Raw genomic sequence first — 26,961 nt, forward strand, 5'->3', positions numbered from 1 at the left:
TGCCCCGTCCACGTCTCGTGTTGGGCGCGGGTACGGCTGGGGGCATCGGTGTGAAGGGTAGAGTTTCGTCGAACTGTGGCAGGTGTGCCCGGTTTGCACGGCCTTCAACGAACGCAGGAGAAGATCCATGGGACCCGTCCGGATCCGTCGACGCAGCGCCCTCGCGGGCGGCATTGCCCTGGTGCTCGCCGGCACCGCGGGCTGCACCTCCAAGCCGTCCGGTGAGAACACCGAGCAGGCGCGCAATCTTGTGATCGGTGCCACTGCCCAGCCGCAGTCCATGGACCCCACCACCCAGAGTGGTGCGGCCATCCCGCAGGCCCTGCTCTACAACCTCTACGAGACGCTGGTGAAGATCGACGGGGAGGGCAAGCTCAAGCCGCTGCTCGCCAAGGCCTGGACCGTCTCCCCGGATCGTCTGACCTACACCTTCACCCTGCAGCCGGGCGCCAAGTTCTCCACCGGGGAGCCCGTCACCGCCCAGGCAGTGGTGGACAACATCAACCGGATCAAGTCCGGCAAGAAGATCCTTGCCCTGCTCGCCAAGCAGATGTCCGTGGTGGCCGATGCCGCCGCCACGGACGACCAGACCGTCACCGTCAAGCTCTCCCGGCCCTCGCAGTCCTGGCTGTACAACATGGCCTCCGCGGCTGGGGTCATCGCGGATCCCAACTCCTTCGACACACTGGCCAGCAAGCCCGTCGGCTCCGGCCCCTTCTCCTTCGGGGAGTGGAAGCAGGGCGAGAGTGTCTCCCTGGACCGCAACCAGGAGTACTGGGGCACCGCGGCCCGCTTCGACAAGGCGACCTTCCGCTACTTCGCCGACGCCAACTCGATGAGCTCCGCGATGCTGTCCGGAGAACTGGACGTCATCAGCGACCTGACGGCCCCCGAGGCACTGGACCAGTTCAGTGACACCTCGAAGTACACCATCGTCGAGGGCACCAGCAATGGCGAGGTCTTACTCGGCATGAACCAGGGCAAGGGTGGCAATCCGGCCCTGAAGAACCTCAAGGTGCGCCAGGCCATCAACCACGCCATCGATTGCCAGGCCCTGCTGAATGCTGTCTGGGGTGGCAAGGGCACCTTGATCGGCTCCATGGTCCCGCCCACCGACCCGTGGTACGAGGACCTGTCCAAGACCTACGACTATGACCCCGCCAAGGCCAAGCAGCTCCTCGCGGAGGCCAAGGTCAGCGGTCTCAAGCTGCGGCTTCGCGTCCCGACCCTGCCCTACGGTCCCAGTGCCGCACAGTTCATCGCCAGCCAGCTCAAGGCCGTCGGCATCACCGTCAGCGTCGAGGAGCTGGACTGGGCGCGCTGGCTGAAGGAGGTGCACGGTGACGGCAACTACGACATGACCATCGTCAACCACGTCGAGCCGCGAGACATCGTGCAGTTCGCCGATCCCAGCTACTACTGGCACTACGACAACCCCGCCTTCGCCAAGCTCATCGCCCAGGCGGATGCCGCCGACAACACCCAGTACGTCAACCTGATGAAGCAGGCGGCCAGGACGATCGCCACGGATGCCGCCGCCGGGTTCCTGTGGCTCTTCCCGCACATCGCCGTCGCCAAGGCCGACATCACCGGCATGGTTGCCAACGCCACCAATTCCAGCTTCGACGTCACGATGCTGGCCTCCCGCAACGGCTGAGCCATTGACCCGCTCCCGACTGATCGCGGGCAGGCTCGCCACCTTCCTGGCGAGCCTGCTGGCTGCTTCGGTGGTCATCTTCTGCTTGGTGAACCTGCTACCGGGCGACGTGGCCACCGCCATCCTGGGTGACCAGGCCGATGCCGAGTCCCTGGCCGCGCTGCGCGCCCAGCTGGGCCTGGACCGGCCGCTGGTGGTGCGCTACCTGGAGTGGATGGGTGACATGCTCACCGGGAACTTCGGGACCAGTGTGGGCACCGGCCAGAGCGTCGTGGGCATGATCGCCCCCAAGCTGGGCGTCACCCTGTGGCTGGTGGGTCTGGGCATGATGCTGGCCATTGCCGTCGCGGTGCCGGTGGGCATGGTCGCGGCCCTGCGGCGCCGACGCTGGAGCGGTGCCCTGATGTCCGCCCTCAGCCAACTGGGGATGGCGGTTCCCGCCTTCCTGGCCGGCATCCTGCTGGTGGTGCTCTTCGCCGTGGAGCTTCACTGGCTCCCGGCCAATGGCTACACGCCGCTGAGCAGCAATCCCGTCGAATGGGCCCGGCATCTGGTGCTCCCGGTGCTCTCACTGGCCCTGGTGCAGGCCAGCGTGCTGACCCGCTATGTGCGCAGCGCCTTCATCGAGGTGCTGGGGGAGGACTGGTTCCGTACCGCCCGCTCGGTGGGCTGGACGACGCGCAACGCGATGGTTCGTCATGGGCTGCGCAACGCGGCCCTCAGCGTGGTGACCGTGCTGGGCCTGCAGCTGGCCACCCTCTTTGTCGGCGCCATCGTGGTGGAGAGCGTCTTCGCGCTGCCGGGCCTCGGCCGCCTGCTGCTCGGTGCCGTCCAGCAGCGGGAACTGGTGCTGGTGCAGGCGATCGTGATGATCCTGGTTGCCCTGGTGCTGGTGATCAATGCGCTGGTCGACCTGTCCTACATGGCCATCGACCCGCGGCTCCGCAGCACGGAGGGGGAGGCCCGGTGATGCGTCGCCTGCCCCTGTGGTCCGGGGCCGTGCTGGTCGGCGGTCTGGTGCTTACCGCTCTGGTCTCACTGCTGTGGACTCCCTTCGATCCCACGGCCGTCGACCCCACCCAACGCCTGCAGGCGCCCGGCTGGCCGCACCTGCTGGGCACCGACGCGATGGGCATCGACGTATTCTCCCGACTGATGGCGGGGGCGAGGATCTGCCTGCTGGTGGGGGTGGTCGCGGTGTCGATCGCCGCCGTGATCGGTGTTCCCCTGGGCATGCTCGCAGGCATGAAGCGGGGCCGGTTGGGACAGTTCGTGATGCGCTGCACCGACGTGCTCTATGCCTTCCCCGCACTGCTGCTCGCCATCCTGCTGGCCGCGGCCGTCGGTGGGTCCACCGTGACCGGCATGATCGCCATCGGCATCGCGACGGTCCCGGTCTTCGTGCGGATCACCCGGGCCGCCTGCCTGCAGGTGATGAGCCAGGACTACGTCATGGCGGCACGCAGCTGCGGCACCACCTGGCCCACCATCGCGCGGCGCCACGTCTGGCCCAACATCGCGCCGCTGGTGGGGGTGCAGGCCTCAGTCAGCTTCGCCATGGCCATCCTCGCCGAGGCCGCCCTGAGCTACCTGGGCCTGGCCACGGCGATCACCACCCCCAGCTGGGGCCGGATGCTGTACGAGGCGCAGAGCAAGCAACTGTTCAGCCATCCCGAACAGGTCATCTGGCCCGGCATAGCGATCGCCCTGGCCGTCCTCGGCTTCAACCTGCTCGGTGACGGGCTGCGAGAACTGCTTGACCCACGGCTGCGGGAGGTGCAGTGATGGCGACCATGACGGCGGGCCAGCCGCTGCTGCAGGTGCAGGACCTCGACGTCTGCTTCGGCCGTCGGCGCATTCCGGCGGTGCGGGGCCTGTCCTTCGAACTGGGGCGAGGCCAGCGGCTGGGGCTGATTGGTGAGTCCGGCTCCGGCAAGAGCGTCACGTCACTGGCCGTCATGGGCCTGCTGCCGGACAATGCCCACGTCTCGGGTTCGGTGCAGGTCAACGCCCACGAGGTGATCGGCAGCTCCGACAAGGAACTGTCGCGCCTTCGGGGCGATGTGATGAGCATGGTCTTCCAGGAACCCATGACCGCCCTGGACCCGACGATGACCTGTGGCCGTCAGGTGGCCGAGGTGCTGCGGCTGCACCAGGGTGCCGCTCCGGGGGCCGCGCGCCAGGCCGTCGTCGACATGTTGGAGCGCGTCGGTCTGCCCATTGCGTCGAGGATCGCCGACGCCTATCCCCATGAACTGTCCGGCGGGCAGCGGCAGCGGGTGATGATGGCGATGGCCCTGGTGAACGCACCGGACCTGGTGATCTGCGACGAGCCCACCACAGCCCTGGACGTGACCGTCCAGGCCCGCGTGCTCAAGGTCCTCGACGAACAGCTGGATGCCGCGGGAGCGGCCTGCCTGTTCATCTCGCACGACCTGGCGGTGGTCAGCCAGGTCTGCGACGAGGTGATGGTGATGTGGCACGGACGCGTCGTGGAACGCGGCAGCATCGCCCAGGTCCTCGGTGACCCGCAGCACGGCTACACCAAGGGACTGGTGGCCACCGCCCGGTTGGACCTCGTGGAACCCGGGCAGCGGCTCCCCGTCGTGGAGGACTTCTGGGATGGCGCCGCCCAACGCGCCGAGGAGGACAGATGAGCGTCCAGGAGGACCGGCTGGCACTGTACGAACTGCACGGTGTGGACCGCACCTACGGCGGTGGCTCCCAGGCCGTGCACGCGGTCAGTGACGTCGACCTCGCGGTGGATGCCGGGGACCGCCTCGGCATCGTCGGGGAATCGGGCTCCGGGAAGTCGACGCTGATCCGGATGATGGCGGCCCTGGACCGCCCCACCCGCGGCGAGATCCTCTTTCGTGGCACCGACATCGCCTCGCTGCCGGACAAGCGCATGGGTGACCTGCGCTCCAGCGTCCAGATGGTCTTCCAGGATCCGCGCAGCTCGCTGAACCCACGGATGCGGGTGGGGGAGATCATCACCGAACCCCTGCGCAGCCCGCTGCTGCGCCAGCGAGATGACGTGCCGGTGGACCATGGCCACCGCCTGCGCGAGGTGATGGAGCAGGTGGGCCTGCCGGCCGACAAGGCCGACGCCTACCCACACGAGTTCTCCGGAGGTCAGCGTCAGCGGATCGCCATCGCCCGTGCGTTGGCCCCGAAACCCGATGTCCTGATCGCCGACGAACCGGTCAGTGCCCTGGATGTCTCCGTGCGGGGCCACGTGCTGAACCTCTTGCGGGAGCTGGTCGCCGAGTATGCGCTGACCATGCTGTTCGTCTCGCACGACCTCCGGGTGGTGCGTCACGCGTGCGATCGTGTGGTGGTGATGCGCCACGGCCAGATCGTGGAGCAGGGGCCGATCGAGCAGGTCTATGAGGACCCGCAGCATCCCTACACCCAGGAGCTGTTGGCGGCGGTGCCCACCATCCGGTTGCGGTGAGACATGCATCACAGCATTGACCAGCGCGGATAGACTTCCGCGGGTGAAGGTACTCCTGCTCGAGAACATCCATTCCGAAGCCACCCGCATCCTGACCGAGGCCGGTCTCGAGGTTGATGCACGTCCCGGTGCCCTGGGCGAGGACGAGCTCATCGAGGCACTGCAGGGGGTCAGTCTGGTGGGCATCCGCTCCGCGACGCACCTGACCGAACGCGTCATCCAGTCCTGCCCCGACCTGATTGCCGCCGGCTGTTTCTGCATCGGCACCAACCAGGTGAATCTGGGTGCGGCGGCCAATGCCGGCGTCCCGGTCTTCAACGCCCCCTACAGCAACACGCGTTCCGTCGTGGAGCTGGCGATCGGCGAGATCATCTCCCTGGCGCGCCGGCTGAACGAGAAGAACCGGTTGATGCACGAGGGCGTCTGGGACAAGTCCGCCGCCGGTTCCCACGAGGTCCGGGGTCGCACCCTGGGCATCGTCGGATACGGCAACATCGGCGCCCAGCTTTCGGTGCTGGCCGAGAGCCTGGGCATGAGTGTCATCTTCTACGACATCGCGGACAAGCTCGCGTTGGGCAATGCTCGTCGTTGCGAGAGCCTCGACGAGCTGCTGGCCGAGGCGGATGTGGTGACCTTGCACGTCGATGGGCGGGCCGCGAACAAGGACTTCTTCGGCGAGGCGCAGTTCGAGATGATGAAGGACCGCGCGATCTTCCTGAACCTGTCCCGCGGCCACGTCTACGACGTAGATGCCCTGGTCCGCCACCTGAAGTCCGGCCACATCGCCGGGGCCGGGCTGGACGTCTTCCCGACCGAGCCGAAGAAGGCTGGCTCGCCCTTCAGCTCCGAACTGCAGAACATCCCCAACGTGATCCTGACCCCGCACGTCGGCGGTTCCACCAAGGAGGCGCAGGTGGACATCGGCCGTTTCGTGGCGGGCAAGCTGTTGGACCACGTGAACACCGGCGGCACCCAGATGAGCGTGAACGTGCCGCAGATCAACACCGAGCCCTTCGAGGGCACCCGGGTCCTGCACATGCACCACAACGTGCCCGGCGTGATGGCCCGGTTGAACAATGTCTTCGCCAACCACGACGGCAACATCACCTTCCAGACGCTGTCCACCCGGGGCAACATCGGCTACGCCATCACCGACGTGAGCGGTGAGCACCCGAACCTGCAGCACGAGCTGGCGGAGCTGGAGGAGACCATCCGGGTCCGCGTGATCTGATCCGGCCCCAGCGGCCTCTGGACGTCGAAGGTGGCCCCGTCCTCATGCGAGCTCATGAGGGCGGGGCCACCTTCTCGTGCATGGCGGGCCCGGTGCGGTTCAGGCGTCGAGGTCGCCCTCCGGCCGGGCATCGGGGCGCAGGGCGTGCACGACGGACTCGTGCAGCAGGCGGTTGGTGGCGATCGCACCCGGGCCCTTGGGGCCGTCGGCACCGTCCAGGTTGGTGAAGCGGCCACCGGCCTCGCGCACGATGACGTCCAGTGCGGCCATGTCGTGCAGCGCCAGTTCGGGTTCGGCTGCCAGGTCCACGGCGCCCTCGGCCACCAGCATGTAGCTCCAGAAGTCGCCGTAGGCGCGGGTACGCCAGCTCTCCCGCAGCAGGTTGACGAAGTTCTGTCCGCGGCCGGAGGTCATCCAGCCGTCGACGGAGGAGTAGCTGAAGGAGGCGTCGTGCAGCGTCGAGACCTGCGAGACGTGGATCAGCTCGCCCTTCATCAGGCTCTTGCCGGCATAGGCGCCGTCGCCCTTGCTGGCCCACCAGCGTCGTCCCAGGGCCGGGGCGCTGACCACGGAGGCCACCACCTCGTCGTGGACCATCAGGGCGATCAGCGTGGCCCAGACGGGCACGCCGCGCACGAAGTTCTTGGTGCCGTCGATCGGGTCGATCACCCAGCGTCGGGGTCCCCACCCGGTGTCGTCGCCCTCCTCGCCGTGCACTGCGTCGCGGGGGCGGGCCTTGGCCAGCGTCGAGCGGATCGCCTCCTCGACGGCGACGTCGGCGTCGGAGACCGGCGTCATGTCGGGCTTGGTGTCGATGCGCAGGTCTCCGGACTTGAACCGACTCATCGTGATGGAGTCGGCATTGTCCGCCATCAGGTGTGCCAGGCGCAGGTCATCGGTGAAGTTGTCGCGGTTCAGGGGGGCCATGGGGCAAAGACTAGCGGTCCGGTCTCAATCCCGACCCTAGGAGGATGCGGTCTGGCGCTGTGCCTGGCATTGAACGTGGGCGATGCGTCCACGTGGGTGTTGTTGCGATCCCCGTCCTTCCTGATCCTCGCCCTCCCGAGGGGGGCGCTGCCCGCGTAGCCAGTTTGGAAGACTGGGGCTCAGGTCTGTTGCGTTCCTCGTCCCTCCCGAAGGAGGGACGCTGCCCTGCCTGAGCAGGGGAAATAGAGCCCTGTGTCGGCCGCCTCAGCAGCTGCACGCTGTTGGGCTGCGAGTCTGGCGACTTCCGTTCGTGTTGGCGCTATGAGCCCATGCAGTCATGGAAGCAACAATTCCATGGAGCGGCCCGGCTTACTGGCAGGAATCCACGAGGCTCGCGATCAATTCGGCGCTTCGCCAGAACAGTGTGTGGGCCCCCGCTCAGAGCTCCCAGTCCTTGAGCCGGCCGGCCTGCCACATGCGTCGGTAGCTGTCGAGCCGTTCGGGCGCCAGGTCGCCGCGTGCGACGGCAGAGTCCAGGCCGCACTCGGGATCATTGGTGCCGTGCTGGCAACCGCGCGGGCACTGGTCGGTGAAGGCGGACAGGTCACCGAAGGAGGCGAGCACCGATTCGGGCGTGACGTGGGACAGTCCGAAGCTGCGCACCCCGGGGGTGTCGATCACCCAGCCGTCCTCGTCGGGCAGCTCGAGGGCGATGGCGCTGGTCGACGTGTGCCGGCCGCGTCCGGTGACGTCGTTGACGACTCCAGTGGACCTGTTGACCCCGGGGATCAGGGCGTTGACCAGGGTTGACTTGCCGACGCCGGAGTGGCCGACGAAGACGGTGACGTGTCCTGCCAGGAGTTCGCGGACCGGGGCGAGGTCGCTTCCCGGGGAGGTCACCACGACGGGCACGTCCAGCGGCTCGTAGGCGGCGATCAGCTCGTCGGGGCTGGCCAGGTCCGCCTTGGTGAGGCACAGGATGGGCTTCACCCCGGCGTCATAGGCGGCCACCATGATCCGGTCGATCATCCCCACTCGCGGCGGGGGGTCGGCCAGCGCGGTGACGATCATGATCTGGTCCGCATTCGCGACGATGGGGCGCTCGAAGGGGTCATTGTCATCGGCGGTGCGGCGTAGCACGGTGCGCCGCACCTCTACGGCGCAGATCCGGGCCAGGGTGCCCTCCTCGCCGCTCACGTCGCCATCCAGCCGCACGATGTCGCCGACGATGGCGCCCTTGCGCCCAAGTTGGCGTGCCTTGGTGGCGGAGACCAGCACGTCATCGTCCAACTGGCAGCGGTAGCGTCCCCGGTCAATGGTGATCACGCGGGCCGTGGGGAGTTTCGAGTAGTCCGGACGATCCTTGGTGCGGGGCCGGGTGCGTTTGCCGGGACGGTCGAAGGACTCCATGTCATCGGAGCGCACATTGCGCCCCATGGCTCCACGAATCGCGCGCGGGCTCATCGGTGGTCTTCCGGGCTGTTCACCATGGTGCTCCACAGGGTGTCGAAGTGGTTGATGGTCTTGCTGGTGCAGGCGACGTCGTCAACGGTGCAGCCGGGCACCAGTAGTCCGACCAGCACCGCGGTGTGTACCAGGCGGTGGTCGGCGTAGCTGAGCAGGTCCGCCGGGCGGAGTCCTTCGCCAGCAAGGCCGGCGCCGTGGATCTCCAGTCCGTCGTCGGTCTGCCGCACGTTGCCACCGGCGCGGTGCAGCTCGGTCTCCAGGGCGGCCAGTCGGTCCGTCTCGTGGCCTCGGATGTGGGCGACGCCGCGGATGGTGGAGGTGCCCTCGGCGAACAGGCACAGGGCAGCGACGACGGGCGTCAGTTCGCTGGAGCCGTGCAGGTCGGCGTCGACGGCACGCAGCGTGCCCGTCCCGGTGACGGTCAGCTCGTCGCCGGCCAGCTCCACGTGTGCGCCCATCCGGCGCAGCACGTCACGGACCTCGTCGCCGCCCTGTGTGGTGGCGGACGGCCAGCCGGGGACGGTGACGGATCCCGCGGTCAGGGCGGCGGCAGCCAGGAAGACGGCGGCGCTGGTCAGGTCGGGCTCGATCCGCTGGTCATTGGCCAGCACGGGCCCGGGAAGGACCTGCCAGTGGTCCGGTTCGGTCTCGGTGACCTGGACCCCACGGTCGCGAAGCATCTGCAGCGTCATCTCCACATGTGGCCTGCTGGGGATGCTCGCCCCGGTGGGCGAGTGGTGTCTCAGCACCAGCCCGTTCGGGAAACGAGCCCCGGCCAGCAGCAGCCCTGAGACGAACTGGCTGGAGCCCGAGGAGTCGATGGTGACCTCGCGGCCCTCCAGGAGCTCGGGGCCGGTCACGGTGCACGGGATGGCGTCGCCCTCGACGGTGGCGCCCAGCAGACGCAGCGCGTGCAGCACTGGTGCCAGGGGCCGGACACTGGCGGCGGCATCCCCGACGAAGCTCGTGCTGCCGTGTGCCAGCGCGGCCAGCGGCGGCACGAAGCGCATCACGGTTCCCGCCAGTCCGCAGTCGATGGGCTCCGGAGCGGGGGAGAAGCGCTGCGGGGGAGTGACCCGCAGAAGCCCCGCGTCGTCGTCGATCTGCACGCCCAGCGACACCAGCGCCCGGCGCATCAGCGCCGTGTCACGGGCGTCCAGGGCGCCGGTGATGGTGCTGGGTCCGTCGGCCAGAGCGGCCAGGAGCAGGGCGCGGTTGGTCTCGGACTTGGACCCCGGGACCTCCACCCGGGCATGGACGGGCCCCGGCGCGACGGGAATCGGCCAGGGCCCGGCAGTGTCTTGCAGCGTCTTCACACAGGTGATTGTGTCAGCTGAACAGTCCCGTGATGGTGTCGGCAATCTCGTTCGCCTGCTGGTTGGCGTTCTTGTTAGCCTTCTTGGTGCTCTTGGCCAGCTGCTTCTTATGCTGCGCGGCGGTCTTCTCGAGCTGCTTCTTCTGGTCGGACACCTCGCGGCTGAGTGCCTGCACCTGCTTGTTGGCGCGGTATCCCAGCGAGGGCTTGCCCTGGGTGTCCTGGCTGGCGATCATCGCGGCGCCCAGCAGGGCGACATTGCGCAGCATGACCGAGCGTGCAGCGGCCTTCTCCTCGGCCGTGGCGCCCTTGGCGGGGCGGGAGGCCAGCACGTGCGGAACCATCGAGGCGCCCAGCAGGCCGGCGGAGAGCCTGCGTCCGAGGCCGGTGGCGAGGCCCAGACCACCCAGCACCTGGGCGACACCGGTGGCGCGCACGAGCGTCTTGGTCTCCTCCGGCACGTAGTTGGCCACGCTCGGCGGTGCCACCTGCTGTACCAGTGGCACCACCTTGCGGACGATGGGCTCGGCGTCGGCGACCAGCGCGTCAGGCTTGGTCGCGGCCTTGGCCCCGTTGACGACGAAGAAACTGGCGAGCATGGTCCGCCCGGCTGCACGAGTAAGGTTCATGCTCCCTTCATACCGGAGCGGCTGGGTCGACGCCAAGCGATTGCGCAGGTGGCGAAATCGGGCACTGGTTAGATGGTGCGCATGTGCGGACGCTACGCGGCCTCGGCCAGTCAGGACCTGCTCGTGGAGACCTTCGAGGTCGACGAGGTGGTGGAGCTGGAGACGCTGCCGCCACTGGCCCCGCGCTACAACATCGCGCCGACCGATCCGGTTCCCGCGGTGATGGAGCGACGGGACAAGAACTGGGGTGAGGTGCGACGCAAGCTGGCCCGGCCCCGCTGGGGGCTGGTGCCCAGCTGGGCCAAGGACCGCTCTCGCGCTGCCGGCCTGATCAATGCCCGCAGCGAGACCGTCGCGGAGAAGCCGTCCTTCCGCAAGGCCTTCGCCACCCGGCGTTGTCTCGTGCCGGCCGACGGATACTACGAGTGGTACACGGGCCCGGCCACAGGGAAGGGACGCCCGGTCAAGCAACCCTTCTGGATCCACCCGCTGCCCCGCATGGGGGAGCCGGACCTGATGGTGATGGCCGGTCTCTACGAGTTCTGGCGCGATCCGACGCTGCCGCAGGACCATCCAGAGGCATGGCTCACCACCTGCACCGTGATCACCACGCAGGCCACTGATGCCCTGGGCCACATCCACGACCGGATGCCGATGCAGGTGCGGCGCGCGGACTGGGACCACTGGCTGGATCCTGCACTCACCGACCCGCTGGCCGCCCATGACCTGCTGCACGCCCCCGTCCCGGAAGAGATGACCGCATGGGCCGTCTCCCGGCTGGTGGGCAATGTCCGCAATGACGGGCCGGAACTGATCGTGCCGCTGCCCAGCGTAGAGGACCTCCCCACCCAGGAGGAGTTGCTGTGAGCCACGTGATCGAAGTCGAGACGTCCCAGGGGCCGGGCCGGATGGTGGTCGATGGGGTCTGTGAGCGCCCCTCGCGCCTGCTGGTGCTGGGTCACGGAGCAGGCGGGGGCATCGAGGCCCCTGACCTGCTGCAGCTTGCGCATCGGCTGCCCTCGGACACGTCTGGGTCGATCACCGTGGCACGCTTCGAGCAGCCCTGGCGCACCGCGGGCCGCAAGGTCGCCGTCGCTCCCCGGCGGCTCGATGAGGCGATGTGTGAGGCCCTGCCCCAGCTGGTTGACCGTCTCCGGCCCGGCACCCTCGTGCTGGGTGGTCGTTCGGCGGGAGCGCGGGTGGCCTGCCGGACAGGGCGCGAACTTGGTGCGGCGGGCATCGTCGCCCTGTCCTTCCCCTTGCACCCGCCCGGCCGCCCCGAGAAGTCCCGCGCGGACGAACTGCTGGGGTTGGCCCTGCCGGCGCTGGTGGTGCAGGGGGAGCGCGACCCCTTTGGTGGCCCGGCTGAGTTCGCTGGGCTGCTGGCCGAGGAGGCAGAGCTGCAGCTGCTCGCTGTCGCCGGCGCCAGGCACGAGCTGGTGCCACCGGTGCGGGGCCGGCAGGAGCCGGAGTTGGTGTGGGCCGCCATCGCGTCGCGGGTCGCGGCCTTCGTGCGCGGCACGGCAGGGGAATAAACCGCCGTACCGGCTGCGTTCTGCCGCCGTGATGAAGTTGCGAGAACGCCCAGGGCGAACGGACGATGCGGCCACACGGGCCGAGGATTCGGTACTGTCGTACGTGATGACTCTCCCAGGTGCAACCCATGACGAGCCGGACGCAGAGACCGTCCGCGCAGCCGACCCTGCCGTCGACGAGCTGGAGGCGGCCTTCGCGGAGGAGACCGACGAGCAGCGCGCGGAGCGCTTCGAACGCGATGCGATGGTCTACCTCGACCAGCTCTACGGTGCCGCCCTGCGGATGACCCGCAATCCGGCGGATGCCGAGGACGTGGTGCAGGAGACCTATGCCAAGGCCTTCAGCTCCTTCAAGCAGTTCACGCCGGGTACGAACCTGAAGGCCTGGCTCTACCGCATCCTCACCAATACCTACATCAACACCTACCGCAAGGCGCAGCGCCAGCCCAAGACCACTGGTGGTGCCGACGTCGAGGACTGGCAGCTCGCCCAGGCGGAGTCGCACACCTCGACGGGTCTGCGCTCGGCCGAGATGGAGGCGCTGGACCGGATTCCCGACGGTGACGTGCTGGACGCGCTGAACTCGTTGGCGCCGGACTTCCGCACCGCGGTCCTGCTGGCCGACGTGGAGGGCTTTGCCTACAAGGAGATCGCCGAGATCATGGGCACGCCCATCGGTACCGTGATGTCCCGCCTGAACCGGGGCCGTTCGCAGCTGCGGAGCAAGCTGGCCGAGCACGCAGCCGCGCAGGGCATCGGACGCCGGGGAGGCCCCGATGACTGATCCCGCGATGAGCCACGCCGAGGACCACGACGCCTGTACCGAGGCACTCGGGCATGTGCAGGCCTTCCTGCACGGTGAACTGACCGAGTGCGACGCCGACCTCGTGCGCCATCACCTTGATGCGTGCGAGAAGTGCCTGGAGAACTACGACATCGAGCAGACCATCGCGACTCTGATCAAGCGTTGCAATCCGCCGCAGGCCGCCAGCACCCAACTGCGGATGAGGATCATCAGCATGTCGCTGACCCTGCACGAGCGTTGAACAGCACGCATCACAGGAAGAAGCCCCCGATCATCAGACCGGGGGCTTCTTCGTTCACAGTTGCGGAATCAGGCGTTGGGACGCTTGCCGTGATTCGCGCCACTGTTCTTGCGAGACCGACGCTTGCGTCCACGCTTGCTCATGACAACTCCTCGTTCAAGAAATCTGTGGTCAGTAGACGGCCACCGTGTGGTGGCCTCCCCCGGCCGAGCCGGGCACGAGTACTGATTATTCCATCTGCTGCGCCCCAGACCAAGTAGGACCATCGGTCGGGCGCTGGCTAGGGTGGGGTCATGTTGTCGATGGCGCACGTGATGACCGAGCACACGGACCTGTCCGAGAGCGACAGGCAGTGGCTCAGGGGCCTGGTCAACGAGTGGCACCTGTTCGCGGACGTCTCCTTCTCAGACCTGATCCTGTGGGTCCCCGACGTCGACGACAACATCTTCTGGGCCGCCGCACAGATCCGCCCCACGACCGGCCCCACCGCGTTGGAGGACGACGTGGTGGGCGATGACATCTCCTACGACGCTGAACACCTGGTCACCGCGGCGTACATGTGCCAAGAGATCAGCGAGACCAGCGACAACCAGCTCAGTGCCGGCATCCCGGTGGACGTCTGGGCCATCCCGGTGATGCGCGGCGGACGCTGCATCGCCGTCGTCGAACGGCACACCAACCAGATGGGTGTGCGCGCCCCCGGTGCGCTGGAGGACTGCTACCTGGACACCGCGGACATCCTCGCGCAGATGCTGCAGCACGGGGCGTTTCCCATCTCCCCACCCAGTGAGCACACCTTCAGCCCGCGAGTGGGTGACGGGCTGCTCAGCCTCGACGACTGCGGGGTCATCCGTTTCGCAAGCCCGAATGCCGTCTCCGCCTACCGCAAGTTGGGTCATGCCGGAGACCTGGAGGGTGAGGAGTTCCGGCAGCTCACCCAGTCCCTGGTGGAAGGTCTCGAGGACGTCGGTCAAAGCTTCGGCCAGGACCTGTCGGGCCGAGCGGCGCGGGAACTGGAGGTCTCGAACTCCCGGGCGAGCGTCCGCTTGCGGATCATCCCGCTGCTCTCCTACGACGACCGGCCGCCGGGCATCCTGGTGCTCTGCCGCGACACCACGCAGCTGCGTCTGCAGCAGCGCCAGCTGGTCACCAAGGACGCCACGATCCGCGAGATCCACCACCGCGTGAAGAACAACCTGCAGACCGTCGCCGCCCTGCTGCGCCTGCAGTCCCGCCGCATCCAGTCGGAGGAGGCGAAGGGCGCCCTCAAGGACGCGATGAGCCGGGTGAGCGCCATCGCAGTGGTGCACGAGATCCTGTCCCAGGCCTTCGATGAGGCGGTGGCCTTCGACGACGTCGCGGACCGCATCCTGCGGATGGTGGGCGACGTGTCCGCCTCCTCCGGCAAGGTGCACGCCCGACGGGAGGGAAGCTTCGGGATGATTCCTGCCGACGTGGCCACCAACCTGTCCCTGGTGGTGACCGAGCTGTGCCAGAACGCCGTCGAGCACGGCCTCGAGTCCTCCTCCGGGGACGTGACGGTGCGGCCCGTGCGCACCGGCGACGAGCTGGTCGTCGACGTGCTGGATGCAGGCCTGGGCATTCTCGAGGACTTCGACATGCGTGCCAGCCACAGTCTGGGCCTGTCCATCGTGCGCACGCTGGTGGAGGACCTGGGTGGGACCTTCACACTGGGCAACCGTGACGACGGTCCGGGAGCCCGTGCGCGCGTGGTGCTGCCGCTGGCGGAGCACCGGGGTGGCAACTGAGCCCACACACGAGGACAGCCGCCCGGCGAACCGGGCGGCTGTCCTCGTTGATCAGCTGTGTGGGGTCAGGAATTCCGGAGGCGGGAGCGGGCCTGGCGACGCTTCATGGCTCGTCGCTCGTCCTCGCTGAGGCCTCCCCAGACACCGTGGTCCTGACCGGCCTCGATGGCCCAGGCCAGACACTGTTCACGCACCTCGCAGCGTCGACAGACCTTCTTGGCCTCCTCGATCTGGAGGATGGCCGGGCCCGTGTTGCCGATCGGGAAGAACAGCTCCGGATCCTCGGTCAGGCAGGCAGCCTTGTGGCGCCAATCCATCAGTACTACTCCTTTGGAGAAAATTGCGACGGGCCGTAGTCCAGAACCTCTGACGAACAGAGGGAAACCCGGCAACCCACTGGATCCACGAACGAACCGTGAAACCAGCCTAGATGAGTTTGGCAACTCGGAGGCCCGTTGACAAGAGATTCTGCAATCCAATGCTCAGGGCGCATACAGTAATGCAGGTGACTGACACCCGAACCAGCCCGCGCCGCTCGCTCGCCCAGACCTGTGCCACCGGTGGAACGGTCCTGGCGGCCCTGGTATTCCTGTTCGTCGGAGTCGGATCCCTGGGCGTCAACAATGGCGTCTTCTCCGCCGGGATCGCGCTGATGCTGATCGGCTACGCAGCCCTGCTGGGGCTCATCGCGCAGGCAGCGCACACCGGCTGGGGCCCGGGCAATGGTGCCGTGGTCGCCAGCTCACTGCTGCACATGTTGGTCGGTGTGTCCACCGCGCGGGGCTCGAACCAGTGGTGGCTGTGGATCTTCGTGGCGCTGGCCGCGGCCACCCTCGTCGGGGCGCTCAAGGCGCACCTCGACGAGGTGAAGGCCGACGGCCAGTCTGCCGCTCAGAGCTGACGGGCTCCCTGCGCCGGAGTGACGCAGAACCAGCTCGGGGCATTGAAGCCGGCCTCCGCGAAGGCTGCGGCCACGCTCTGCCCAATCCGGTCACCGTCCCCCTGCTCACACAGGGCGATGATGCAGCCGCCGAATCCGCCGCCCGTCATCCGGGCGCCCAGGGCGCCGTTGGCCCGCGCCGTGTCCACGGCGAGGTCGACGGTGGGCACGGTGATCTCGAAGTCATCGCGCATCGAGGCGTGGGAAGCGTCGAGCAGGGAACCCAGCTCGCGGAGCCGGCCGGCCCTGCCCAGCTCGACGGTCTGCAGCACGCGCTCATCCTCGGTCACGACGTGGCGGGTGCGCTTGCGCTGCAGCTCGTCGGTCAGCGTGGCCAGTGCGGCATCCAGATCGGTCACGTCACGCAGGGCGGGCACGCCCAGGGCCTTGGCGGCCGCCTCACAGGTCGTCCGACGCTCGGCGTACTCGCCGTCGACGTGGCTGTGCGGGGTGTGCGTGTCCAGCACCAGGATCTCGAGGCCTTGGTCACCGAGCGGCAGGGGGACGGGTGCCGTCTCGAGGCTGCGGCAGTCCAGGAAGAGTGCCTGGTCCTCCTGACACAGGGTTGAGGCCGCCTGGTCCAGCAGGCCCGTGGGCGCCCCGACGAAGTTGTTCTCCGCCACGCGCGCCAGCTTGGCGCGGTCGATGGGGGAGATGTCCAGGCCGAACAGGTCACAGCATGCCGCGACGACGGCGCACTCGATGGCGGCGGAGCTGGACAGTCCGGCGCCGATCGGCACGTCGGAGCACAGGACCAGGTCAACGCCGCTCACGGCGTGCCCTGCCTGGCGCAGGGCCCAGACGACGCCGGCAAGGTATGCGCTCCACCCGGTGGTGGCGGCCGGCTGGTCATATGGACGGAGCACGTCGAGCTCGACGGTCTCCTTGAGGTCCACCGAGTCGACCCGGATCCGGTCGTCGTCGCGGACACCGGCGGCGAGGGTGGCGCCGAGCTCGAGGGCGAAGGGGAGCACGAAACCGTCGTTGTAGTCGGTGTGCTCGCCAATCAGGTTGACCCGGCCGGGCGCGAACCAGACACCGGCCGGTACGTGACCGGTCAGCTCGGTGAAGCGTTCGGTCACGGTCTGTTCAGCGTTTGCCATCAATCGTCCTCGTCATCCAGCCGGGCGAGCCAGGTCGCCAGTCTTTCCACGCTGACCTCGAACTCGGGGTTCAGGTCAACGAAGATCTTCATCTGGTCTGCAAGCCAAGAGAAGCTGACTTCCTCGTCTCCTCGACGGGAAGCCAGCTCCTCCAGGCCACGGTCGGTGAAATACACGACCCACAAACTACTACTACTGGGCCAGGGCGCGCTCCATCAGGTCCTTCTCCTGGTCCGTGTGCACCTTGTGCGAGCCGACCGACGGGGCCGCGGCGACCTCACGGGAGATGACACGCATGGTGGACAGGTCGCGGGAGGGCAGGTGCTCCTTGACCGCGGCGGGCAGGTTGAGCGCCATGAAGGGCCACGGACCCTGGTTCTCGGGCTCGTCCTGCACGAAGCGTATGTCGGTGACGTGCTCGTAGGCCTTGAGCTCCTCGGCCAGCTCCTGCGCGGGCAGCGGGTAGAGCCGCTCGAGCGAGAGGATGGCCACCTGTCCGTCCAGACCGGCCTTCGCGCGGGCCGCGACGAGCTCCCAACGAACCTTGCCGGAGCAGAGCAGCACCGTGCGCACGGCGCTCGGGTCGCTGATCGTCGGATCGCCCAGCGCCGGATGCCACTTGCCGGAGGTGAACTCCTCGGGCTGGCTGGTGGCCAGCTTGTTGCGGAGCATGGACTTCGGGGTGGCGATCACCGTCGGGCGGTGCCAGTTGACGTAGGCGTGCTGGCGCAGCAGGTGGAAGTGGCTGGCCGGCGTCGACGGCTGGCAGACCGCGAGGTTGTTCTCGGCGCACAGCTGCAGCCACCGCTCGATGCGGCAGGAGCTGTGGTCAGGACCCTGACCCTCGTAGCCGTGCGGCAGGAGGAGCACGACACCGGACTTCTGGCCCCACTTGGCGAAGCCGGAGCTGATGTACTCGTCGGCGATGCTCTGGGCACCGTTCGCGAAGTCACCGAACTGGCTCTCCCACATGACCAGCGCCTCGGGCGCCGCAACGGAGTAGCCGTACTCGAAGCCCATCACTGCGTACTCGCTGAGCAGCGAGTCGTAGATGTCGAAGTTCGCCTGGTCCTCGGTGAGGTGCTTCAGCGGGACGTAGGCCTCGTTGGTGCGACGGTCCACGATCGCTCCGAAACGCTGGCTGAAGGTGCCCCGGCGCGTGTCCTGACCGCTCATCCGGACCGGACGGCCCTCCATCAGCAGGGAACCCACCGCCAGCAGTTCGCCGGTCGCCCAGTCGATCGGGCCCTCCTTGATCTGCTTGGCGCGACGGGCCAGCTGCGGCAACACCTTCGCGTGGCCCTCGAAGCCCTCGGGCATCTCGAGATGAACCCGCGCCACCTGCTCGAGCATCTCCTGGGTGATGGCGGTGTTGTTGTCGCCCTCGTCCCATCGGCTCGGCTTGGTGGGGTAGAAGGGCACGCGGGTGTACTCGTCGTCGGGACCGGTGAGTTGCTTGGCCTCCTTGAAGACATCCTCCAGACGGGCGCGGAACTTGTTCATCACGTCTTCCGCATCCTGGGTGGTGATGTCACCTCGGCCGATCAGGCTCTCCGTGTACAGCTTGTGCGTGGAGCGCTTCTGCTCGATCAGGTCGTACATGTTCGGCTGGGTGAAGCTCGGGTCATCGCCCTCGTTGTGGCCGCGACGGCGGTAGCAGACCAGGTCGATCACTACGTCCTTGTTGAACCGCTGCCGGTACTCGAAGGCGATCCGGCCGGCGAGCACGCAGGCGTCCGGGTCATCGCCGTTGACATGGATGACGGGCGCCTGGATCACCTTGGCCACGTCGGTGCAGTAGACACTGGAGCGGGACTCCACCGGCGAGGTGGTGAAGCCCACCTGGTTGTTGACCACGACGTGCACCGTGCCGCCCACGCGGTAGCCGCGCAGCTGGCTCATCTGCAGCACCTCGTAGACGACGCCCTGGCCGGCGAAGGCCGCGTCACCGTGCAGCAGGATCGGCAGGACCGGGTAGCCCTCGCCGTCGTTCAGTGCGCTGGGCAGGCGGTCCAGCTTGGCGCGGGTGATGCCTTCCAGCACCGGGTCCACGGTCTCCAGGTGCGACGGGTTGGCCGCCACCGAGGTGCGGATGGTGGCGCCGCTGGCGGCGGAGAACTTGCCCTCCGCGCCGAGGTGGTACTTCACGTCGCCCGAGCCCTGGGTACCGGCCATGCCGATGTTGCCCTCGAACTCCCGGAAGATCTGGCCGTAGCTCTTGCCGGCGATGTTGGCCAGCACGTTCAGACGGCCACGGTGCGGCATACCGATGCAGACCTCGTCCAGCGAGTTGTCGGCGGCCAGCTCGCAGATCTCGTCGAGCAGCACGATGGTGGACTCGCCACCCTCGAGGCTGAAGCGCTTCTGGCCGACGAACTTGGTCTGCAGGAAGGTCTCGAAGATCTCCGCCTCGTTGAGCTTGTCGAGGATGCGCAGGTGCTCCTCGCGGGGCAGGGGAGTGTGCGGCTTCTCGAACTTCTCCTGGAACCAGCGACGCTGTTCGGTGTCCGAGATGTGCATGTACTCGATGCCCATGGTGTGGCAGTAGGAGTCACGCAGGATGTCCAGGATCTCGCGCAGCGTCATGTAGCTGCGGGCCTCGCCAGCGAAGGTGCCGACCGCGAACTCGCGGTCCAGGTCCCACACAGTCAGGCCGTGGGTCTCCAGCTCGAGTTCGGGGTGGGTGCGCTGGCGGTACTCCAGCGGGTCGACGTCGGCCATGAGGTGGCCCAGGCTGCGGTAGGCCTGGATCAGCTCGACGACACGGGCCTCCTTGGGCACCTGACTGTAGCGGTGGGCGCTGACGTCGGTGTCCCAACGCAGCGGCGGGTAGGGGACGCGCAGGCTCTCGAAGATCTGGTCGTAGAAACCGTCCTCGCCCAGCAGCAGCCGGTGCATCTTGCGCAGGAACTCACCGGACTGTGCGCCCTGGATGACGCGGTGGTCATAGGTGGAGGTCAGCGTGGTGATCTTGCTGACGCCCAGCTCGTTGATCCGGCTCTCGCTGGTGCCCTGGAACTCCGGCGGGTAGTCGATGGATCCGACGCCGACGATGACTCCCTGGCCATTCATCAGGCGGGGCACCGAGTGGTTGGTGCCCAGGCCACCGGGATTGGTCAGCGAGGCGGTGACGCCCTGGAAGTCCTCGACACCGAGCTTGCCGGTACGGCCCTTCTTGACGACCTCCTCGTAGGCGGCCCACCACTGCATGAAGTCGAGCTGCTCGCAGCCCTTGATGGCGGGCACGACCAGGTTGCGGGTGCCGTCGGGCTTGACGAGGTCCATGGCCAGACCGATGTTGATCGACGGGTTCTCGATCAGGACGGGCTTGCCGTTCTCCTCGCCGTAGGCATTGTTCATGGCCGGGATGGCCTTGAGCGCCTGCACCATCGCGAAGCCGATGATGTGGGTGAAACTGACCTTGCCACCCTTCGAGCGCTTGAGGAAGTTGTTGATCACGGTGCGCTGGTCGATGACCAGCTTCATCGGGACCGACCGCACGGTGGTGGCCACCGGCATGGTCAGCGAGGCGTCCATGGCCTTGGCCGTGCGCATCGGCACGCCCTTCATGACCGTCTTCTTGGGCTCCTGGCTGGCCACCTTGGGGCGGTTGGCGGGATTCGGCGCATTGGCGCTCAGGCCCGAGGCGTGTCCGGGCGTGGACGGCGTCTCGGTGCGCACCTCGCGCTGCTCGACCTTGGTGGGCTTGGGGGCCTCGGCCGGGGCGGACTGTTTGGGCTGCGCTGGGTCGGACTGTTTGGGCTGCGCTGGGGCGGACTGTTTGGGCTGCGCTGGGGCGGACTGTTCGGGCTGCACCGGGGCGGACTGTTCGGGCTGCGCCGGGGTGGCCTGCTGCGGGGCGGCAGCAGGAGCGGGTGCGGCGGCGGGCGTCGCCTGCTGCGCCTGCGCCGGCGAGTTCTTGGCGAAATAGGCCGCCCACGCGGCATCCACGCTGCTCGGATCGGACTTGTACTGCTCGTACATTTCCTCGATCAGCCAGTCGTTGGCGCCGAAGTCACTGGAGGAGTCGTTGTTTGACATGTGTTGTGCGGTGGCTCGGGCCACCATCGCCTTCTTCCGGTGTGTGTTGGCCTGCGGCAGGCCCCTGCGCCTACCTGGATGCGATGTTATCCGTTACCCGGGTGGCTTGGGCAAACCTGTTTGTCATCAATCCTTCAACAGTCCACCAGACGGTGATGGCCGTCAAGCCCACGAGCCCCAGATTTCGGCCGACGAGCGCCGCCGTCGCGCCCCGGTCGGCTGTCTCGGGCACGATCAGGCCGAGGTAGTGGTTGGGGTAGACGTACTGGGTGGCCCAGGCGATCGCCAGGCATGTGACGGCCACCAGAGTGGCCCTGGCCCGGTGCTTGCCGCGGGGCGCGAGTCCAAGCCAGGCAGCGCTGACGGCCCCCAGCCACGCGACATATTGCGGGCTGAGGGTCTTGTTCGCGCTCAGCATGACGAGCACGATGGACAGGCAGGCCAGAGCCCGCAGGTCGGGGCTGGCCCCCTCCCGGAAGACCAGCACGGCGATGACTCCGGTGTAGAGGACACCCAGAGCCATGGCGACGGAGGAAAGTCGAAGAAGTGTTTCGACGTGCGGACCGAAGACCTCGAAGGCATTGAAGGGAGACATCCTCACGTCCCACCGGACCGCTGCATTGCCCGCCTGTTCCGGCCCGCCGAAGGCGCGCAGGAGGATCGGGACGCTCGCCCAGGCGCTCTCGATCTGAAGTCCCCGTCCGGACTGCCAGGACAGGGGTGAGACGAGCCGCATCGGGCCGGCGACGAGCAGGGAGGCCAGGGCCAGGCCCATGCCCGTCGCGCTGAACCAGACGAGGCGTTCCCGGGAAGAACGGTCACGCCCCAGCAGGGGGGCAATCAGCAGCGCCGGCCACAGCTTGATGCCGGCTCCCAAGGCCATCAGGGCCCCGGACAGCCCTGGCCGACGGGCCACCAGGAAGACCGCGACGCCCACCACCACGCCGGCCAGCAGGTCATAGCGGAACCAGATCAGTGGCCCCATCGCAAAGGTGAAGACCATCCAGTAGATGGCCGCCACCTTGGAGCGGCCCTGCCACAACCAGACCGAGAAGCCTCCGTCGAGCACGGCCATCAGCAGCGCGAAGAGCAGGCAGTAGAGCGAGACGTCGTCATCGATGGGCTGGCGCAGCACGTCCAGCAGCCAGACCACCGGCATCGGGTACTCGCGCAGCACCGTGGAGTAGTCCTGTGCGCCCTGCAACTGACCGAAGTAGTAGCGCACGTCGTTGATGATGAAGGTGTAGTCCTTCGCCCACTGGTGGAGCATCCAGCAGCGGGAGAGCACCCAGAGCGCCACCCACGGGACGGCACTGCCCAGCAGCAGCCGACGGATGTCGGTGCCGAGCAGGGACGGGGGACTGGATTCGGGGGCGGGGGAGCTCACGTTCTCCGTTCAGCGTTCGGCGTCTGTGGCCAACCGGGTGGCCTCGATCTGGCGCGGATGCAGGAAGCTCCAGATCCACGCCGCGATCTTGAACAGTACCCAGCACAGGACCACATTGCGGGCGGCCAGCACCAGCGTGGCGCCGTGCATGCCGGGCCGGTGACCCACCAGCGACGCATATCCGATGGGGTAGATGATCTGGGTCAGCAGGGTGATCACCAGCGTCCACTCGCTGATCTCCGCCAGATGGTGCTCGTCGCTGCGGGCCCGGTGGCTGCCCTTGGGGTTCTCGCTGGCCATGGCCCAGCCCGCGGCCAGCGGGCCACCCACCCAGATGATGTACTGCGGACTGAATGTCTTGTTGGCCACGATCATCACGAAGATGACCAGCAGCATCAGGGCAGCTCCCTCGATCAGGCGCTGGTCCCCGCGGCGCAGCCACAGCAGGTAGCAGGCCACAGTGGCCAGCAGGCCCAGCGCCATTGCCGCGGAGGCGAGGGTCTGGAAGAGCTCGGTGGCGGGCCCGGAGATCTCCCACGCGTTGAAGTCGCTGACGGCCACCCAGAAGGTCTCGGGGGTCATCATCCGCCACAGCATCGGGATCGTGGCCCACACGCTCTCGATCTGCAGTCCGCGCTGACCCTGCCAGCCCAGGGGGGAGACGAGCCGGTCCCAGCCGGCCCAGACCAGACTGGCGATCGCGAGCAGGCATCCCGATCCCCAGAAGCCGAGGCTGGTGAGCAACCGGTTTCGCCGTGGTGAGCCGTGCTCCCGGTCCCCCAGGAGCGCTGGCCACAGCAGCGCCGGCCAGAGCTTGATTGCCGCGCCGATCCCGATCATCGCGCCCGACGCGACGGGTTGCTTCTTGCGCAGCAGGAGCAAGGCCCAGCCGGCCAGGACAGCCGTGATGATGTCGAAACGCAGGTAGGCGGTGGTGCCCACGAGAGGTACGAAGGCGGACCAGAAGGCGACGGCCTTGCCGCGCAGCCGCCCAGCGTCGTGCCACAGCGTCCAGGTGAAGGCGGCGTCCAGCAGGAACATCAGGCAGAAGAAGGCGGCCACATAGGCCCACCGGTGGCCGAAGCTCACCAGGTCCGGGAGCTTGAGCAGCCACAGGACGGGGGTGGGGTATTCGATCATCGTCGACTGGGGGCCGTTGAGGCCCATCCGGGTGATGTTCTCGTGGTAGTAGCGAGTGTCTCCCAGGGTGAAGAGCATGGCTGCCCATTCAAGGAAGAGGACGATGCGGCTGAACAGCCACACCTTCTTCATCAGGCGGGCATCGTTGAGCCGTTCCGAGTCCCACCAGGCCCGCCACGGTGAGGTGGGGGTGAGGAAGCTGGCTTGTTCACTGGTGGAAGTCTGGCTCACTGGGGCCCCCGGTCGGCGGGCCGCGCCCGGGCCCAGTCACTACATGGACGAACACTGCTCTTGATGGACGAGAATCCGTCCTTCTGGCGCCCCCGGCAGGATTCGAACCTGCGCTCCCGCCTCCGGAGGGCGGTGCTCTATCCCCTGAGCTACGGGGGCCAGCCCCTGTTGGGGCGTGGACCACAGTAGCAGGCTCCGGCAGTGCTTCGTCACAAGGGTCGGGGTGGCGCGTCGCGTGTCAGCGTCTGGAACGTGGTCGAGGGTCGGTGGTGGCTTCTGGAAGGATCAGGGGTATGACGCACACCCATGTCGCCGGCTCCATCCATGCCGACGCCACCGCGGCGGGACCGCAGTGGCTCAACCGCCCCACCGACGTCAACGAACTCGATCCCGCGCTGTGGAGCGCTTCGGTCGAGCGTGTCGATGGAGGAGAGGTGAGCGTGGCTGGTCTGGGCGTCAAGGAGATCGCCGAAGAGGTGGGCACTCCCGCCTATGTGGTCGACGAGGCGGACTTCCGCGCAAGGGCTGCCGCCTTCCGTGAGGCCTTTGCCGGTTGGCAGGTCTACTACGCAGGCAAGAGCTTCCTGACCCGGAGCGTGGCGCGCTGGATCCGGGAGGAGGACCTGTACCTCGACGTGTGCAGCGGGGGAGAGCTCACGGTGGCCCTGGCCGGCGGCATGGACCCGGCACGCATCGGCCTGCATGGCAACAACAAGTCCGTCGACGAGCTGGCCCTGGCCTTGTCGAAGGGTGTGGGCAGGATCATCGTCGACTCGCTGGACGAGATCGGCCGGATCGAACAGCTCTGTGCGGCCAATGGCTGGCGCGCCCGGGTGATGGTGCGGGTGACCACCGGCGTGGAGGCACACACCCACGAGTACATTGCCACCGCGCACGAGGACCAGAAGTTCGGCTTCAGCATCACCAATGGGCAGGCGATGGTCGCAATGGTGCGCTGCCACTACAGCGAGCACATGGACCTGCTGGGGATCCACTCACACATCGGCTCGCAGATCTTCGACACCCACGGCTTCGAGGTGGCTGCCCGCCGCACCATGAAGCTCCTGGCCCAGTTCGCCGCGGCGACCGGGACGGAGCTGCCCGAGTTGGACCTCGGTGGCGGCTTCGGCATCGCGTACACCCATGCCGACACCCCCGCAACGCCCGACGCCCTGGCCACCAGTCTGCGGGAGATCGTCGAGCATGAGGCGCGCGGATACAACATCGCCATCCCACAGATCAGCATCGAACCGGGCCGCGCCATCAGCGGCCCCACCACCATGGCGCTCTACACCGTGGGTACGGTGAAGGTGGTCGACATCGACGGGGGACAGAACCGGGTCTACGTGAGCATCGACGGTGGGATGAGTGACAACATCCGTCCCGCCCTCTATGCCGCTGAGTACTCGGCGGCCGTCGTCTCGCGCGCCTCCCGGGCCGAGCCCGTCCTGTGCCGCGTGGTCGGCAAGCACTGTGAGGGTGGCGACATCCTGGTCCGCGACGTCTTCCTGCCCGCGGACATCGCCCCCGGAGACCTGCTGGCGGTTCCCGCGTCGGGTGCCTACTCCCGGGCGATGGCCAGCAACTACAACATGCTGACCAAGCCTCCGGTCGTCGCGGTGCGCGACGGCGAACTGACCACATTGCTGCGCCGTGAGAGCCTCGAGGACCTGATGAGCCTCGACGTCGGCAACTGAGCAGCACTCCCCGCCCGAAACAATCCACGAAGGACGAAGGACGACGATGAACAGGCTCGAACCCGTAGACCCCGCGAAGCTCGCGCCCCTGAAGGTTGCCCTGTTGGGCTGTGGCGTGGTGGGCAGCCAGGTGGCCCGCGTGATCACCGAACAGGCAGAGGACCTCACCAACCGGATCGGCTGTCGGCTCGAGCTGGTCGGCATCGCGGTGCGCAACCTGGACCGGGACTTCGGCGGCCTTGACCCGGAATTGTTCACCGATGACGCGAAGGCGCTGGTCTCGCGCGATGACCTGGACATCGTGATCGAGGTCGTCGGCGGCATCGAGCCCACCCGCGAGCTGGTGCTGACCGCCATCGACCACGGTGCCAGCATCGTCACCGCCAACAAGGCCCTGTTGGCCCAGGACGGGGAGGCACTGTTCACAGCTGCCGAGAGCCGGGGCGTCGACCTCTACTTTGAGGCGGCCGTCGCTGGCGCCATCCCGATCGTGAGGCCGCTGCGAGAGTCCCTGGTGGGTGACGAGATCACCACCGTGATGGGGATCGTGAACGGCACGACGAACTACATCCTGGACCAGATGACCACCACGGGGGCGGACTTCGACGATGCCCTCGCCGAGGCGCAGCGCCTGGGATATGCGGAGGCGGACCCCACCGCAGACGTGGAGGGCTATGACGCCGCGGCCAAGGCGGCCATCATGGCGACGCTCGCCTTCCACACCCGGGTGCGGGGTGCGGACGTCTACCGCGAGGGAATCACCTCGGTGACCAGCAACGACATCGTCCTGGCCCGCAAGCTGGGCTGCGTGGTCAAGATGCTGGCCGTCCTCAAGACCGACGTGCAGGGAGCGGTGAGCGTGCGGGTCCACCCCGCACTGGTTCCCTCCAGCCACCCGCTCGCCAGCGTCGGCGGTGCCTACAACGCCATCTTCGTGGAGAGCAGGGATGCCGGGCGGCTGATGTTCATGGGCCCCGGCGCAGGCGGCTCCCCGACCGCGTCAGCCGTGATGGGTGACCTGGTCACCGTGGCTCGCAACCGCGTTCGCGGTGTCGCTGGTCCCGGGGAGTCCGTCTACGCCCAGCGCGCGATGACCCCGATGGGTGAGGTCGAGACGCGCTACCTGGTGCGGATCAATGTCGTCGACGAGCCCGGCGTGCTGGCTGCAGCCGCCGCCATCTTCGCCAACCACAACGTCTCGGTGCAGACGGTGGACCAGTCGCCCGCCGTCGCGCGTGACGGGGAGGACGAGGAGATTGCAGTGCTGGCCATGATGACCCACCAGGCCAGGGAATCGGACCTCCAGGCCGTCGTGCGTGAGCTGGAGGAACGCAGCTTCACGCGGGGCACGGTGGAGGTCCTGAGGGTCGAGGGAAAGTGAGATGGAGC

25 protein-coding genes and 1 tRNA gene are annotated in these 26,961 nt (G+C 67.7%); 14 read left to right on the plus strand and 12 right to left on the minus strand.

Features of this window, described 5'->3' with window-relative positions; translation table 11 throughout:
- Positions 1–127: 127 nt before the first annotated feature.
- From EDD41_RS00440 to serA, 6 genes are read left to right on the plus strand one after another with little or no spacing between them, the layout of a single operon-like run.
- On the plus strand, positions 128–1,657 hold the full coding sequence (locus EDD41_RS00440; RefSeq protein ID WP_123574619.1) for an ABC transporter substrate-binding protein: 1,530 nt from the start codon (positions 128–130) through the stop codon (positions 1,655–1,657).
- 4 nt (positions 1,658–1,661) lie between these two features.
- A complete protein-coding gene (locus EDD41_RS00445) occupies positions 1,662–2,627 on the plus strand; it encodes an ABC transporter permease (RefSeq protein WP_245995476.1) in 966 nt (321 codons plus the stop codon).
- The gene (locus EDD41_RS00450; protein WP_094764728.1) at positions 2,627–3,442 is read left to right on the plus strand and encodes an ABC transporter permease; all 816 of its coding nucleotides are present in this window, start codon (positions 2,627–2,629) and stop codon (positions 3,440–3,442) included. The genes EDD41_RS00445 and EDD41_RS00450 overlap by 1 nt, the downstream gene beginning before the upstream one ends.
- A gap of 8 nt (positions 3,443–3,450) precedes the next feature.
- Positions 3,451–4,314: an ABC transporter ATP-binding protein gene (locus tag EDD41_RS00455; RefSeq protein ID WP_123576731.1), complete on the plus strand. Its 864-nt coding sequence runs from the start codon at positions 3,451–3,453 to the stop codon at positions 4,312–4,314.
- Positions 4,311–5,114 carry an ABC transporter ATP-binding protein gene (locus EDD41_RS00460; RefSeq protein ID WP_123574620.1) on the plus strand — a complete coding sequence of 268 codons (804 nt, stop codon included), beginning with the start codon at positions 4,311–4,313 and terminating at the stop codon, positions 5,112–5,114. Before EDD41_RS00455 ends, EDD41_RS00460 begins: the two co-directional genes overlap by 4 nt.
- 43 nt (positions 5,115–5,157) lie before the next feature.
- Entirely contained in the window at positions 5,158–6,345 is a 1,188-nt protein-coding gene (serA, locus tag EDD41_RS00465; protein ID WP_094764726.1) for a phosphoglycerate dehydrogenase, read from the plus strand.
- 99 nt (positions 6,346–6,444) lie between these two features.
- Here the strand turns inward: serA and EDD41_RS00470 are convergent, their stop codons facing one another.
- The 4 genes from EDD41_RS00470 to EDD41_RS00485 form a co-directional block, all read right to left on the minus strand.
- On the minus strand, positions 6,445–7,272 hold the full coding sequence (locus EDD41_RS00470; protein WP_123574621.1) for an inositol monophosphatase family protein: 828 nt from the start codon (positions 7,270–7,272) through the stop codon (positions 6,445–6,447).
- Between the two features lie 438 nt (positions 7,273–7,710).
- Positions 7,711–8,736 carry a ribosome small subunit-dependent GTPase A gene (rsgA, locus tag EDD41_RS00475; protein WP_094764724.1) on the minus strand — a complete coding sequence of 342 codons (1,026 nt, stop codon included), beginning with the start codon at positions 8,734–8,736 and terminating at the stop codon, positions 7,711–7,713.
- Positions 8,733–10,046, minus strand: a complete 1,314-nt coding sequence (aroA, locus tag EDD41_RS00480) for a 3-phosphoshikimate 1-carboxyvinyltransferase (protein WP_094764779.1) — start codon at positions 10,044–10,046, stop codon at positions 8,733–8,735. The genes rsgA and aroA overlap by 4 nt, the downstream gene beginning before the upstream one ends.
- Positions 10,047–10,068: 22 nt before the next feature.
- The gene (locus EDD41_RS00485) at positions 10,069–10,683 is read right to left on the minus strand and encodes a DoxX family membrane protein (RefSeq protein ID WP_123574622.1); all 615 of its coding nucleotides are present in this window, start codon (positions 10,681–10,683) and stop codon (positions 10,069–10,071) included.
- Between the two features lie 81 nt (positions 10,684–10,764).
- Here EDD41_RS00485 and EDD41_RS00490 point away from each other — a divergent pair, with 81 nt between their 5' ends.
- The 4 genes from EDD41_RS00490 (at position 10,765) to EDD41_RS00505 (ending at position 13,264) form a co-directional block, all read left to right on the plus strand.
- Positions 10,765–11,550 (plus strand): SOS response-associated peptidase, encoded by a 786-nt coding sequence (locus EDD41_RS00490; protein WP_094764778.1) that lies wholly within the window; start codon positions 10,765–10,767, stop codon positions 11,548–11,550.
- Positions 11,551–11,555: 5 nt separating this feature from the next.
- The gene (locus EDD41_RS00495; protein ID WP_148060426.1) at positions 11,556–12,218 is read left to right on the plus strand and encodes an alpha/beta hydrolase family protein; all 663 of its coding nucleotides are present in this window, start codon (positions 11,556–11,558) and stop codon (positions 12,216–12,218) included.
- Positions 12,219–12,324: 106 nt separating this feature from the next.
- A complete protein-coding gene (locus EDD41_RS00500; RefSeq protein WP_094764721.1) occupies positions 12,325–13,002 on the plus strand; it encodes a sigma-70 family RNA polymerase sigma factor in 678 nt (225 codons plus the stop codon).
- Positions 12,995–13,264 carry a zf-HC2 domain-containing protein gene (locus tag EDD41_RS00505; protein WP_123574623.1) on the plus strand — a complete coding sequence of 90 codons (270 nt, stop codon included), beginning with the start codon at positions 12,995–12,997 and terminating at the stop codon, positions 13,262–13,264. The genes EDD41_RS00500 and EDD41_RS00505 overlap by 8 nt, the downstream gene beginning before the upstream one ends.
- Before the next feature lie 68 nt (positions 13,265–13,332).
- Here the strand turns inward: EDD41_RS00505 and EDD41_RS18030 are convergent, their stop codons facing one another.
- Complete coding sequence (locus tag EDD41_RS18030; RefSeq protein WP_123576733.1) at positions 13,333–13,407, minus strand: 50S ribosomal protein bL37; 75 nt, start codon at positions 13,405–13,407, stop codon at positions 13,333–13,335.
- 150 nt (positions 13,408–13,557) lie between these two features.
- Between EDD41_RS18030 and EDD41_RS00515 the strand changes: the two genes are divergently transcribed.
- Complete coding sequence (locus tag EDD41_RS00515; protein WP_094764719.1) at positions 13,558–15,033, plus strand: sensor histidine kinase; 1,476 nt, start codon at positions 13,558–13,560, stop codon at positions 15,031–15,033.
- Between the two features lie 65 nt (positions 15,034–15,098).
- Here EDD41_RS00515 and EDD41_RS00520 read toward each other — a convergent pair whose 3' ends face one another.
- A complete protein-coding gene (locus EDD41_RS00520) occupies positions 15,099–15,350 on the minus strand; it encodes a WhiB family transcriptional regulator (RefSeq protein ID WP_094764718.1) in 252 nt (83 codons plus the stop codon).
- A gap of 188 nt (positions 15,351–15,538) precedes the next feature.
- Between EDD41_RS00520 and EDD41_RS00525 the strand changes: the two genes are divergently transcribed.
- Complete coding sequence (locus tag EDD41_RS00525) at positions 15,539–15,934, plus strand: hypothetical protein (RefSeq protein WP_143813932.1); 396 nt, start codon at positions 15,539–15,541, stop codon at positions 15,932–15,934.
- On the opposite strand, the gene galK is transcribed toward EDD41_RS00525, so the two are convergent.
- From galK to EDD41_RS00550, 6 genes are all read right to left on the minus strand, one after another.
- Complete coding sequence (galK, locus tag EDD41_RS00530) at positions 15,925–17,076, minus strand: galactokinase (RefSeq protein WP_094764716.1); 1,152 nt, start codon at positions 17,074–17,076, stop codon at positions 15,925–15,927. The two genes, EDD41_RS00525 and galK, sit on opposite strands and share 10 nt — an antisense overlap.
- On the minus strand, positions 17,076–17,252 hold the full coding sequence (locus tag EDD41_RS16685) for a DUF6104 family protein (protein WP_094764715.1): 177 nt from the start codon (positions 17,250–17,252) through the stop codon (positions 17,076–17,078). The genes galK and EDD41_RS16685 overlap by 1 nt, the downstream gene beginning before the upstream one ends.
- 16 nt (positions 17,253–17,268) lie before the next feature.
- Positions 17,269–21,117 carry a multifunctional oxoglutarate decarboxylase/oxoglutarate dehydrogenase thiamine pyrophosphate-binding subunit/dihydrolipoyllysine-residue succinyltransferase subunit gene (locus EDD41_RS00535; RefSeq protein WP_425454325.1) on the minus strand — a complete coding sequence of 1,283 codons (3,849 nt, stop codon included), beginning with the start codon at positions 21,115–21,117 and terminating at the stop codon, positions 17,269–17,271.
- Between the two features lie 70 nt (positions 21,118–21,187).
- The gene (locus EDD41_RS00540) at positions 21,188–22,504 is read right to left on the minus strand and encodes a glycosyltransferase 87 family protein (protein ID WP_094764713.1); all 1,317 of its coding nucleotides are present in this window, start codon (positions 22,502–22,504) and stop codon (positions 21,188–21,190) included.
- Between the two features lie 9 nt (positions 22,505–22,513).
- Positions 22,514–23,875, minus strand: coding sequence for a glycosyltransferase family 87 protein (locus tag EDD41_RS00545; protein ID WP_123574568.1), 1,362 nt, complete (start codon positions 23,873–23,875; stop codon positions 22,514–22,516).
- An 84-nt stretch (positions 23,876–23,959) separates the two neighbouring features.
- Positions 23,960–24,034: transfer RNA gene (locus EDD41_RS00550), tRNA-Arg, on the minus strand.
- Between the two features lie 134 nt (positions 24,035–24,168).
- Between EDD41_RS00550 and lysA the strand changes: the two genes are divergently transcribed.
- Both lysA and EDD41_RS00560 read left to right on the plus strand, forming a co-directional pair.
- The gene (gene lysA / locus EDD41_RS00555; RefSeq protein WP_123574569.1) at positions 24,169–25,572 is read left to right on the plus strand and encodes a diaminopimelate decarboxylase; all 1,404 of its coding nucleotides are present in this window, start codon (positions 24,169–24,171) and stop codon (positions 25,570–25,572) included.
- A gap of 46 nt (positions 25,573–25,618) precedes the next feature.
- Entirely contained in the window at positions 25,619–26,953 is a 1,335-nt protein-coding gene (locus EDD41_RS00560) for a homoserine dehydrogenase (protein WP_094764710.1), read from the plus strand.
- Positions 26,954–26,961 lie beyond the last annotated feature (8 nt).

The sequence above is a fragment of the Luteococcus japonicus genome, assembly GCF_003752415.1.
Lineage (GTDB): Bacteria > Actinomycetota > Actinomycetes > Propionibacteriales > Propionibacteriaceae > Luteococcus > Luteococcus japonicus.

Coding starts and splice junctions, on each gene's coding strand:
- EDD41_RS00450 (WP_094764728.1), top strand. CDS start 2,627: ATGCGTCGCCTGCCCCTGTGGTCCGGGGCCGTGCTGGTCGGCGGTCTG.
- EDD41_RS00560 (WP_094764710.1), top strand. CDS start 25,619: ATGAACAGGCTCGAACCCGTAGACCCCGCGAAGCTCGCGCCCCTGAAG.
- EDD41_RS00440 (WP_123574619.1), top strand. CDS start 128: ATGGGACCCGTCCGGATCCGTCGACGCAGCGCCCTCGCGGGCGGCATT.
- EDD41_RS00490 (WP_094764778.1), top strand. CDS start 10,765: ATGTGCGGACGCTACGCGGCCTCGGCCAGTCAGGACCTGCTCGTGGAG.
- galK (WP_094764716.1), bottom strand. CDS start 17,076: ATGGCAAACGCTGAACAGACCGTGACCGAACGCTTCACCGAGCTGACC.
- EDD41_RS00460 (WP_123574620.1), top strand. CDS start 4,311: ATGAGCGTCCAGGAGGACCGGCTGGCACTGTACGAACTGCACGGTGTG.
- EDD41_RS00515 (WP_094764719.1), top strand. CDS start 13,558: ATGTTGTCGATGGCGCACGTGATGACCGAGCACACGGACCTGTCCGAG.
- EDD41_RS00455 (WP_123576731.1), top strand. CDS start 3,451: ATGACGGCGGGCCAGCCGCTGCTGCAGGTGCAGGACCTCGACGTCTGC.
- EDD41_RS00470 (WP_123574621.1), bottom strand. CDS start 7,272: ATGGCCCCCCTGAACCGCGACAACTTCACCGATGACCTGCGCCTGGCA.
- EDD41_RS00500 (WP_094764721.1), top strand. CDS start 12,325: ATGACTCTCCCAGGTGCAACCCATGACGAGCCGGACGCAGAGACCGTC.
- lysA (WP_123574569.1), top strand. CDS start 24,169: ATGACGCACACCCATGTCGCCGGCTCCATCCATGCCGACGCCACCGCG.
- EDD41_RS00485 (WP_123574622.1), bottom strand. CDS start 10,683: ATGAACCTTACTCGTGCAGCCGGGCGGACCATGCTCGCCAGTTTCTTC.
- EDD41_RS00535 (WP_425454325.1), bottom strand. CDS start 21,117: ATGTCAAACAACGACTCCTCCAGTGACTTCGGCGCCAACGACTGGCTG.
- rsgA (WP_094764724.1), bottom strand. CDS start 8,736: ATGAGCCCGCGCGCGATTCGTGGAGCCATGGGGCGCAATGTGCGCTCC.
- EDD41_RS00505 (WP_123574623.1), top strand. CDS start 12,995: ATGACTGATCCCGCGATGAGCCACGCCGAGGACCACGACGCCTGTACC.
- EDD41_RS00520 (WP_094764718.1), bottom strand. CDS start 15,350: ATGGATTGGCGCCACAAGGCTGCCTGCCTGACCGAGGATCCGGAGCTG.